Here is a 10,391-nt window from a genome sequence, read left to right as displayed (position 1 = left end):
GAGGTTCTTGGGACCCACGAAGCCGGGCGAATTGACCGGTACGACCGGCTTCCCGAATTTTTTCGAGGCCGCTTTGCACACGGCTTCGATATCGTCGCCGATCATGGCCGGCACGCAGGTCTGGTAAACGAAGACCGCCGGCGGGTCGTATTTGTCGATGATTTCCTTGATCGATTTGAACAGCCGTTTCTCGCCGCCGAAAACCACGTCGGTTTCGTTGATGTCCGTGGTGAAGCCGGTGCGCCAGAGATTGGAGCCGGAGGATTTGGAGCCGCGGTTGTCCCAGGAGTTGCCCTCGCAGGCGATGGGCCCGTGAACCAGGTGAGCCACGTCGGTGATGGGCTGCAACGCGATCTTGGCGCCGTCGAAAGCGCAACCGCCGGCCGCTCCGCCAGGCTGCAACTGCTTCGTGCAGCCTTTCTTGCGCTCCTTTTCCGACTTGCCCTGGTTTTTTCCGCAACCGGGCTCGTTGAAAACGTCTTGAATCTTGTTGGATAAGCTGCTCATGGGTTACTCCGCTCTCCAGGGCGCTGCGACAGTAGGGGCACCTCGAAAAACCGTCGCGAGCGCCCCGAGTGCAAGGCGCCCGGAGCACAGGAACCGGAGTGTACATGGAGTACATGAGGATTCCGAGCACCGCGCAACGCAGCACATGGGGGCGCGCAGTAGGTTTTTCGAGGTGCCCTAGAGTAGGTCGGGAATCTCTTCCCGACGCCTTCGTCGGCAAAGGATTGCCGACCTACGACCATATCGTTCAAGCTGCTCATAACCCCTCCGGCTTAGGCTATCGGCCCTTTAGAATCGCACTACGATGTCCTCGTCACGGACGATGTACTGGCAGGCCAGCCGCCAGGGCGGCGGTTCGTCCGTCAGTTCCGCCTGCTCGATCTGCTCTCGGGTGATTTTTCCGGCCAGCCGGAGCACGGTCTTTTCCTTTTCGGTCAAGTGCATGCCCATGGGCAGCTTGTCGGAAAGAACCGTAACTTCCACGGCGCAGGAACCGCATTCCCCGTTTTCGCACTCGAAATGGATGGGAATCTTGTTCTTCTGCGCCACCGCGAGCAGCGTATGGCAGTCGCCGGCGGTGGCATACACCGTGACGTCCTTGCGCATCGCGGGCGAACTGAAAGTCACATTAGCCATTAATAATCCTCTGCTTGGTTAAAAAGTGCCGTAGGGCGGGTTAGCCGGTAATCCGGCGTAACCCGCCGATTCCGCGATAGGCGGGTTACGCTCCGCTAACCCGCCCTACGACTCTGGATGTGTCCGACCTGATAGCTTCCAACCCTACCGAATGATGTCGTAGCTGTAGTCGGTTTTGGCCGGCACGATGGTGTTCTTGTCCATCTCGTCGAAGATCTTGTCCAGAATCCAGACGAGAACGTTCATCGCGCCTTGGTAGCCCCATACCGGATAGCGGTGATGGTGATGCCGATCGAATACCGGGAAGCCGATGCGGATCAGCGGGGTTCCGGTGTCGCGCTCCAGGTACTTGCCATAGGTGTTGCCGATCAGGAAGTCGACCGGCTCGGTGAACAGCAGCGAGCGCATGTGCCACAGATCCTTGCCGGCGTACACGTGGCAGTTCTTGCCGAAGGGCGAGGAATCGAACAGCTCCTGCACCTTCTTTTCCCAGGCTTTACCGCCGTTGGTGGCCAGCACGTGGGTCGGTTCGGCCCCCAGTTCGAGCAAGAAGGCGGCCAACCCCAGGCAGAGGTCGGGGTCGCCGTAGATGGCGAACTTCTGACCGTGAATGTGCGCGGTCGAATCGGCGATCGCATCCACCAGGCGTCCGCGTTCCTTCTCCAGGGCTTCCGGAATCGGCTTGCCGGTGATGCGCGAGATCTCCATCAGGAATGCGTCGGTCGCCTTCACGCCGATGGGATGATTGAACGCGACCGTTTCCTGGCCGTGCTCCGCGATGAACGGCAGGGTCTTTTCCGTGCTGAATTCCTGCATGGAGATGGTTGCCTTGGCGTGCAGAGCGTTAGCGGTTTCTTCCAGAGTGGTGCCGCCGTCGTACATGCGGAAGGTGCCGTCGGTGGGCGTATCCCAAACGTCGCTGTTATCCGCGAGAATGGTGTATTCGACGCCCATCAGATCGAAGATGCGTTTGACTTCACGCAGATTGCCGACCGTGTAGCCGTCGAAACCGCCGATGAAGTTGATCTTCTCGTTGGGCACGCGCGTCAAGGGAGCCGTGGTACCCGCCTTGCCGTCCCAGAAGTGCCACAAAATACCCTTGAGCACGTTGTCGTAGCCGGTGATATGGCTGCCGACGAAGGCCGGGGTATGGGCGAAAGGCACATCGAATTCCGCCGGCAGGCTGCCCTTTTCCTTGGCGGTCTTTATGAAGGCGTTGAGGTCGTCGCCGATCACTTCAGCCATGCAGGTGGTCGATACCGAGATCATCTTCGGCTGGTACATGTTGTACGTGTTGGCCAAGCCGTCGACCATGTTGCTCAAGCCCCCGAATACTGCGGCATCTTCGGTCATGGACGAAGACACGCACGACGACGGTTCCTTGAAATGGCGGCTGAAGTGGCTGCGGTAGTAGGCGACGCAACCTTGCGAACCGTGCACGAAGGGAATGGTCCCCTCGAATCCCACGGCGGCGAACACCGCACCCAACGGTTGGCAGGCCTTGGCCGGATTGACCGTCAGGGCTTCGCGGGCAAAGTTCTTCTCCCGGTATTCCCAGGTCTTGGCCCATTCCCTCACCTCCTCGACTTTATCGTCCGATTCGGCGAATTCGAATTCTTTCTTTTTGTTCTCGAACAATTCCACATATTCCGGTTGGCGGAACAGGTTGAAGTGATCGAGCACCTTCTCTGCATTCTGGCTCATGATGTAACTCCAAAGTAGCGGTTGTAGGGTGCGACGTGCGCACCGGGTCGGTCTGGATGGTGCGCGCGGCGCACCCTACTCTCCCTCACCGGACTAGGCGTGGGCCCCGTTCCGTTTCCAGGGTGTCTTGGCCAAACTCCAGACCGGATTGTTGATGGCCATGTCCATGTCGCGGGCGAAGATGGCGAAGCCGTCATAGCCGTGGTAAGGACCCGAATAATCCCAGGAGTGCATCTGACGGAACGGCACGCCCATCTTCTGGAAGACGTACTTTTCCTTGATACCCGAACCGACCAGGTCGGGCTGGATCGCTTCGACGAACTTCTCGAACTCAAAGCCAGTCACGTCGTCGTAGATCAGGGTGCCGTCCTTGACGTAGTGAGTGGTACGCTGGTAGTCGTCGTTGTGGCCGAACTCGTAGCCGGTACCGACGATTTCCATGCCGAGATCCTCGTAAGCGCCGATCACGTGACGCGGGCGCAGGCCGCCGACGAACAGCATGACTTTCTTGCCTTCCAGACGCGGACGGTATTTGGCGATCACCGCATCCATCAGCGGACGGTACTTCGCGATGACGCGCTCGGCACCTTCCTTGATCTTGTCGTCGAAGTGGCTGGCGATATTGCGCAACGACTCCTCGATCTTGGTCGGGCCGAAGAAGTTGTATTCCACCCACGGAATCCCGTACTTCTCTTCCATGTGACGCGAGATGTAGTTCATCGAGCGGTAGCAGTGGAGCACGTTCAGCTTGGCCTTCGGAGTGTTCTCCAATTCGGCCAAAGAACCGTCGCCGGACCATTGGGCGATCACGCGGAGACCCATTTCCTCGAGCAGGATGCGGGACGCCCAGGCATCACCGCCGATGTTGTAGTCGCCGATGATGGATACGTCGTAAGGCGTGGTCTTGAACTCGGGATGCTTGTCGCCCGACTTGTCGAATACCCAGTCGCGGATCGAGTCGTTTGCGATGTGGTGGCCCAAGGACTGCGAAACGCCGCGGAAACCTTCGCAGCGCACCGGCACTATGGTCTTGCCGTCGTATTCCTTGGATTTTTTCTTGGAGACCGCTTCGATGTCGTCGCCGATGAGACCGATCGGGCACTCCGACTGCACGGTGATGCCGTGGTTCAGCGGGAACAGATCCTGGATCTCGTCGATGATTTTCTCCAGCTTCTTGTCGCCGCCGAAGACGATGTCCTTCTCCTGGAAGTCGGAGGTGAACTGCATCGTGACGAAGGTGTCGATGCCGGTGGTGCCGATGTAGTAATTGCGGCGCGATGCCCAGGAGTACTGGCCGCAACCGACCGGACCGTGGCTGATGTGGATCATGTCCTTGATGGGACCCCAGACCACACCCTTGGAGCCGGCGTAAGCGCAGCCGCGGATGGTCATGACCCCGGGGATCGACTTGACATTGGATTTCACCCCGCAGTCGGGCTTGCCTTCCTCAAATGTGCCGAGGTGCTTGGCACGCCTTTTCGCGGTCTTCTCCGGGTAGACCGACAGGACCTCGCTAATGAGTTCCTTGTTTCTCTGTTTGGTTTGCTCAACTGTGAGGCTCATGTTGCTCTCCAGATTCAGTTGTTGGATGGATGACGCTTGAAGGAGAGGAGCGGGCCGGGCGGATCGTTTGCCGTGAGGTCCCGCTCCCCAACCAACTTCTTACGCCGCGATTTCCGCCGCGGTCTTGCCGACCTGCGACTCGTCGATCTGCTTCATGATGCCGTGGGCCATCAAGAGATCCTCGAGCTCGTCCATGGTGATCGGGGTCGGGATGATGCCGTTGCCGGAATTGTTGTGGATCTTCTGAGCCAACTGACGGTACTCGTTGGCCTGCTTCGAATCCGGAGCATATTCCATGACGGTCATGCGGCGGAGTTCCGCGTGCTGCACGATGTTGTCGCGCGGCACGAAGTGGATCAGCTTGGTGCCGAGCTTACCGGCCAAAGCTTCTGCCAATTCCAGCTCCTTATCGGTCTGACGTTCGTTGCAGACCAAGCCGCCCAAACGTACGCCGCCCGAGTTGGCGTATTTCAGAATGCCCTTGGAAATGTTGTTGGCCGCGTACATGGCCATCATTTCGCCGGACATGACGATGTAGATTTCCTGCGCCTTGTTTTCGCGGATGGGCATCGCGAAACCGCCGCACACGACGTCGCCGAGTACGTCATAGGAGACGTAGTCGATGTCCTCGTAGGCGCCTTCTTCCTCCAGGAAGTTGATGGAGGTGATAACGCCGCGACCTGCGCAGCCGACGCCCGGCTCCGGACCACCCGATTCAACGCAACGGATGTCGCGATAGCCGACTTTCATTACGTCCTCGAGCTCGAGGTCTTCTACGCTGCCGGCAGCGGCCGCGAGGCTGAGGATGGTATCCTGCGCCTTTGCGTGAAGGATCAGACGGGTGGAGTCGGCTTTCGGGTCGCAGCCGACGATCAGGATGCGCTGACCCATTTCGGCCAGAGCCGCCAGGGTGTTTTGGGAAGTGGTGGATTTGCCGATGCCGCCTTTCCCGTAAAAAGCGATTTGTCTCAAATCTGACATGATCAATCTCCAGTCAATAAACACGTTGATCGATAAAACCTCTGTGGCCAGCAAATCCGCCGAAAGAAAAAATGTCTGGCTCAAACACGGCGAGCTTTTCTTTTTTTTCTTCTGCCGCTCACCGTTTCTTTCGGTGAATGGACGAGTACTGGTCGACAGCTACCGAGCAACGACTGTGCCACACGCAAAACACAACACTTAAGCCCTTGTTTCTTCAGCTGAAAATTTCCCATTCCTCGCCGTTTTTGTAGCTTTTCGAGCAGCGATCAGGTGTTACTAACCGGACAAAACCATACGGTTTGTAAGGAACGATACAAACGATCCGGACTGCTCCGAATCGAGGGTCGATCGCCCGATAAACGGAAAATCAGGCACTTCGGCCGCCGTCAGCTCCCGCCGAGCTAATGGAACGAAGATTGCTAAAGGTTAGGCGTCACTCGTGAGCGTGCGCGGGTCGTCTCCTATGCCTTATGGCAGTCCGAGAATATTTCCCGCCGCTTGCGCGATCGCTTCAATACACTCGAGGAGTAGCCCATGCAGATCGGTGTAGACACAGAAAGGGCCGTGGACAACAGACGGGTGTTCGTCGTCGACAGCGACGAAATCACCAGCGCCGCCCTACAGTTCATGCTTCACGACGAAATCGAAACGCACGAGTTGTCCAGCCTGGACGCCGCCTATGCCAAGGCGAAGGACTGGAAACCGGACGTGCTGCTTTTAGGGATAGGCATCGTGCAGGAAAAAGGCATCGAAGTCCTGGCGGATATCCGGTCGAAGATTGCCGACCTCAAGATCATCCTGGTCGCGGACTCCGCAACCGATCCCCTGGCCAAGGAATGTCTCAAGAACGGCGTGAATTCCATCCTGCCGAAACCCCTGACCATCGAAAAGACCCGGCAAAAGGTCGATGCGCAGTTGGGACGCAAGGTGAAACTGAGCATACCGGTTCAAGTGGTGTGAAACGGTCGCCCACGCTTCCACTCGCCACGGCGGTCACGCTTCCGGCGTCGGTCGACAATCCTCACTACCGCCAGATCGGGGGTGAGCAAGCCGTACGCCGCTTGGTCGAGCGTTTCTACCAGTTGATGGACGAGCTGCCCGAAGCGCGGGCCATTCGGGCGATGCATCCTCCGGATCTCGCTCCGGCCAAGGAGAAGCTGTTCCTGTTTCTGTCCGGCTGGCTCGGCGGCCCGCCGCTGTATGCCGAGCGCCATGGACCGCCACGGCTTCGGCAGAAGCATCTGCCCTTCCCCATCGACACCGCCGCGCGGGATGCCTGGATGGCTTGCATGAACCGGGCGCTGGAGGAGCAAGTTTCCAACGCCGATCTGCGAGCCCAACTCGCCGCTTCTTTTTTCAAAACCGCAGATTTTCTTCGCAACCAACCCTGAAGGAGTGTTATGACCACTATCACCGAAACACCTCTCGCCAGCCTGGACGCCGAAAAGCGTCTCATCTCTCCGGTTTTCAAGGGAGAGACCAAACCGGGATATTTCGGTTTCCGGGGCGAGATCGCCTTGAAGTTCGCGCAACAATTCAGCGATGAGGCGCGGCCCCCTGAGATCCGCTTCGATCAGGTCATGATCGTCGCCAAGGCCGGCGAGCCGACCATCCCGTTTCTGGCGGGCGTGGCGCTGTCCCTGGAGCACCTCAAGCTGTTGTGCGAGGTCGTGGGGGACAAGCTGTCGCCCACCGGAAAATATTTCTTCTTCGCCGGCAACCTGGATATCTCGAGCCGCTATCAGATCGCTTACGGCGGGACCACCTTCTGGGTGCTGCCGCTGGAGGAAGCGACCGTGTACAACGAACTCCGCGACTTGTTCAACATCGATCGCGGCGATCTGAAAAAGCTCGACACCGCCGGCAAGCTGCAGATCATCGCCGACGCCGCCGCCGAGTTCACCGAGAAGTTTCCGGAAATCACCTTCGAGGAAGGCCTGAAGATCATGGGTCCGATAAAGATCCCCGAGAATCGGCCCGTTTAGACGGAATGGGATTCGCCCTTGCATGGCGCAAGACATCGCCCGCATCGGTCACAGCACCAATCTGGTAGGCGTCCCGACCGGGCTCTTGGCCAGCACGGCATTCAACGAGCACCCGCTGCCGCTGCATATCAGCGGCGTGCGGGAAGCGAATTACGGATTGTTCGATCGGCTCAGGGAAGCCGAGGACGCTCAAACGGCGGCGGAGATCTTTCAGGAATACATGTACGTCCTGTTCGGCCTCAACGGCGAACCGCCGGCCGGGCAGGACGGTACCGGTCCGCGCCGCTTCCGTTCCAGCTATCTGAAGCTCTTGAGCGGCTGGGGGTTCGATTCCAACAATCCCCAGGGCGCGGTTCTCAAGGGCTGGGTGGAAAGCCGCTTCGGCCTGTTTCCGACCTTCCACAAGGAGCCCTTGACGCGCTTCACCTCTCCGGCCTGGATCGCCTATATCGAGGAAAAGATGTCGAGCCGTTTCCACAACAACAGCATCAATCTCCAGCTCGACCTGATGTATGAATTCTGCCAATGGGCCATCGCCCGTTTCGGCTTGTGGGGTCGACGCCATGTCACCCTGTACCGGGGCGAGAATCACTTCGACGAACAGCGTCAGATCGGTCCCCGCGAGGGCCGCTGGCTCAATGTGCGGCTCAACAACCTGGTGTCGTTCACGGCAAACCGGGAGACCGCCTGCGAGTTCGGCGACTTCATCCTGGAGGTACAGGTGCCCGTGGTGAAAATCTTCTTCTTCAATAACCTTTTGCCGCGCCATCCGCTCAAAGGCGAATGGGAATACCTGGTCATCGGCGGCGAGTATCGGGTCAAGGCCTCCTACTACTGATGGACACGCAACTACTCCATGACCGCGCCCTCGGTGCTTATTTGGGACTCGCCGTCGGCGACGCTCTGGGCGCCACCGTGGAGTTCATGACGCCGCGGGAAATCCGGCATCAATACGGCGTCCACGACAAGATCGTCGGCGGCGGCTGGCTCAAACTCAAAGCCGGACAGGTGACCGACGATACCGAAATGTCCCTGGCACTGGGCGGGGCGATCATCGAAAGCGGCGGCTGGGACCTCAAGGCCGTGGCGGAAGCCTTCGCCGCGTGGCTCAAGCGAAAACCGCCGGACGTGGGCAACACTTGCCGCCGCGGCATTCGCCGCTATCTGCTGGACGGAAGCCTTTCCGGACCTCCGAACCCCGGCGACGCCGGCAACGGCGCCTGCATGCGCAACCTGCCGGTGGCCCTCGCCACCTTGGGCGATGCGGACGCCTTCTCCCTGTGGACGCTGGAGCAGTGCCATTTCACCCACCACCATCCGCTTTCGGACGCGGCCACGCTGACTCTGGGCCGCATGGTGCAGCGCCTGGTTTGCGGCGGCTCGCCGGAAGAATGCCGTCCGCTCGTCGCGGCGCTGGTCGAGACCCATCCGGAATTCTGCTTCGATCCCTATCCCGGACGCGCCAGCGGCTACATCGTCGACACCGTACAAACCGTGCTGCATTTTTTCCTCGGCACGGACTCCTTCGCCGGCTGCGTCGTGGGCGTCGTCAATCAAGGCGATGACGCCGACACCACCGGCGCGCTCGCCGGCATGCTGGCCGGGGCGGCTTACGGAGTCTCAGCCATCCCCGCGCGCTGGCTGAAAAGCCTGGACACCGAGGTGGTACGGCACATCGAGCGGCAGACCGCCGCCTTGCTCGGAATCGCGGACGAACACGCGCAATCGCCGGGCTGGGTTCCGCCAACCGGCACTTGACTTCGAGAGGACGGAAATCATGGGCAATTTTTCGATCGCGTTCGAAGGCTATTGGAGAGAAAAGAAAAAGAGAGGGATACCCGCTAAATCCGGGGTCTATTGCGTTTACACCTGCATCTACAGCGGCAAGAAACAGACCTGCTCGCCGCAGAAGCTCATCTATATCGGCGCCTCGGAAAACGTTCGCGACTGCCTTGAGGATCACGTCAAACAGGCCGATTGGGAATCCCACATCGACACCGGCGAAGAACTCTGCTTCAACTTCGCCCCGATGGATGCCGAAACGCTCGAACGCTGCGCGGCGGCGCTGATCTTCAAGCACAAACCGCCGGAAAACAGCGAATACGTCCGCGACTTTCCGTTCGATACCACCAGTCTCACCCTGTCCGGTACCGCCGGATTTCTGTCCAAATCATTTACCGTGTGAGGATTTTCAACATGTTTACGAAAGCCTGCGACTTGAACGAACTCCGGGAGGGAAAATACGAAGTGGTGGCGGTCAACCGCACCCTGATGCTGGTGGTTTGGCCACAAGGCGACCAGCCCCGTGCGTTTCAGGGGCTGTGTCCGCATTTCAAGGAGCCGCTGGCCGATGCCCGATTCGATGGCAAAACCCTGACCTGCGCGCACCACGATTGGGCATTCGAAGGCGCTACCGGGGCCTGTGTCAAGGGCAAGCCCTGCACGCTCGCCGAATATCCCCTGAAGATCGAGGGCGAGGAGGTGCTGATCGATACCGACGGGATTACGCCCGTGTTCGTCGGCTAGCCCGAGCAGAGGCGTAGGATGTGCTGAACGCAGTGAAGCGCATCGTTCGCGAGTGATGCCTGTCCTGAGCCTAGTCCAAGGGCGCTTCGTACCTCAGCGCATCCTATGAATTCTCCTACAAAGCGGATCGAATCCATGGCAACCATTCTTTTTTACGAAAAACCCGGCTGCGCCAACAACGCCCGGCAGAAGCACCTGTTATTGGAAGCCGGACACGAGCTCATCGTTCGCAATCTTCTCGAAACCCGCTGGACCGCCGAAGATCTGCGCGCGTTCTTTGGCGATAAGCCGGTGTCCGAATGGTTCAACCGGGCGGCGCCCAGAGTGAAATCCGGAGAGGTGGTGCCGGAAGCGCTCGGTGAACAGGAAGCGCTGGCTCTCATGCTCGAAGATCCCCTGCTGATAAGACGGCCTTTGATGCAAGTGGGCGAGCGCCGGGAAGCGGGTTTCGACACGCAGCGCGTCCACGACTGGATCGGTCTGGCTCCG

Annotated in this window: 13 protein-coding genes; 8 read left to right on the top strand and 5 right to left on the bottom strand. The window is 59.3% G+C overall.

Features of this window, described 5'->3' with window-relative positions; translation table 11 throughout:
* The 5 genes from ABJK70_RS13660 to nifH all read right to left on the bottom strand — a co-directional run.
* The coding region (locus ABJK70_RS13660) for a nitrogenase component 1 (RefSeq protein WP_347258240.1) at positions 1 to 507 on the bottom strand (507 nt) is incomplete at its 3' end.
* A gap of 288 nt (positions 508 to 795) precedes the next feature.
* Positions 796 to 1,143, bottom strand: coding sequence for a 2Fe-2S iron-sulfur cluster-binding protein (locus ABJK70_RS13655; RefSeq protein ID WP_077729065.1), 348 nt, complete (start codon positions 1,141 to 1,143; stop codon positions 796 to 798).
* A gap of 144 nt (positions 1,144 to 1,287) precedes the next feature.
* Positions 1,288 to 2,847 carry a nitrogenase molybdenum-iron protein subunit beta gene (gene nifK, locus ABJK70_RS13650; RefSeq protein ID WP_077729064.1) on the bottom strand — a complete coding sequence of 520 codons (1,560 nt, stop codon included), beginning with the start codon at positions 2,845 to 2,847 and terminating at the stop codon, positions 1,288 to 1,290.
* Positions 2,848 to 2,940: 93 nt separating this feature from the next.
* Positions 2,941 to 4,410, bottom strand: coding sequence for a nitrogenase molybdenum-iron protein alpha chain (nifD, locus tag ABJK70_RS13645; RefSeq protein ID WP_077729063.1), 1,470 nt, complete (start codon positions 4,408 to 4,410; stop codon positions 2,941 to 2,943).
* Positions 4,411 to 4,509: 99 nt separating this feature from the next.
* Entirely contained in the window at positions 4,510 to 5,391 is an 882-nt protein-coding gene (gene nifH / locus ABJK70_RS13640) for a nitrogenase iron protein (protein WP_077729123.1), read from the bottom strand.
* A 534-nt stretch (positions 5,392 to 5,925) separates the two neighbouring features.
* On the opposite strand from nifH, the gene ABJK70_RS13635 reads away from it, so the two are divergent.
* The 8 genes from ABJK70_RS13635 to ABJK70_RS13600 all read left to right on the top strand — a co-directional run.
* The gene (locus ABJK70_RS13635) at positions 5,926 to 6,351 is read left to right on the top strand and encodes a response regulator (protein WP_077729062.1); all 426 of its coding nucleotides are present in this window, start codon (positions 5,926 to 5,928) and stop codon (positions 6,349 to 6,351) included.
* On the top strand, positions 6,348 to 6,782 hold the full coding sequence (locus ABJK70_RS13630) for a group II truncated hemoglobin (RefSeq protein ID WP_347258239.1): 435 nt from the start codon (positions 6,348 to 6,350) through the stop codon (positions 6,780 to 6,782). The genes ABJK70_RS13635 and ABJK70_RS13630 overlap by 4 nt, the downstream gene beginning before the upstream one ends.
* Before the next feature lie 9 nt (positions 6,783 to 6,791).
* Complete coding sequence (locus tag ABJK70_RS13625; RefSeq protein WP_347258238.1) at positions 6,792 to 7,376, top strand: hypothetical protein; 585 nt, start codon at positions 6,792 to 6,794, stop codon at positions 7,374 to 7,376.
* Positions 7,377 to 7,398: 22 nt separating this feature from the next.
* Entirely contained in the window at positions 7,399 to 8,214 is an 816-nt protein-coding gene (locus tag ABJK70_RS13620; RefSeq protein ID WP_077729059.1) for an NAD(+)--dinitrogen-reductase ADP-D-ribosyltransferase, read from the top strand.
* Positions 8,214 to 9,134, top strand: coding sequence for an ADP-ribosyl-[dinitrogen reductase] hydrolase (gene draG / locus ABJK70_RS13615; RefSeq protein WP_077729058.1), 921 nt, complete (start codon positions 8,214 to 8,216; stop codon positions 9,132 to 9,134). The genes ABJK70_RS13620 and draG overlap by 1 nt, the downstream gene beginning before the upstream one ends.
* Positions 9,135 to 9,153: 19 nt before the next feature.
* Positions 9,154 to 9,561: a GIY-YIG nuclease family protein gene (locus ABJK70_RS13610; RefSeq protein ID WP_077729057.1), complete on the top strand. Its 408-nt coding sequence runs from the start codon at positions 9,154 to 9,156 to the stop codon at positions 9,559 to 9,561.
* A gap of 11 nt (positions 9,562 to 9,572) precedes the next feature.
* The gene (locus tag ABJK70_RS13605; protein WP_077729056.1) at positions 9,573 to 9,902 is read left to right on the top strand and encodes a Rieske 2Fe-2S domain-containing protein; all 330 of its coding nucleotides are present in this window, start codon (positions 9,573 to 9,575) and stop codon (positions 9,900 to 9,902) included.
* Between the two features lie 135 nt (positions 9,903 to 10,037).
* The coding region (locus ABJK70_RS13600; protein ID WP_347258237.1) for an ArsC/Spx/MgsR family protein at positions 10,038 to 10,391 on the top strand (354 nt) is incomplete at its 3' end.

This window comes from Methylocaldum sp. (assembly GCF_039794385.1).
GTDB lineage: Bacteria > Pseudomonadota > Gammaproteobacteria > Methylococcales > Methylococcaceae > Methylocaldum.
Note: the sequence above shows the minus strand (reverse complement) of the source record. Positions and strands in the feature narration are given on the sequence as shown.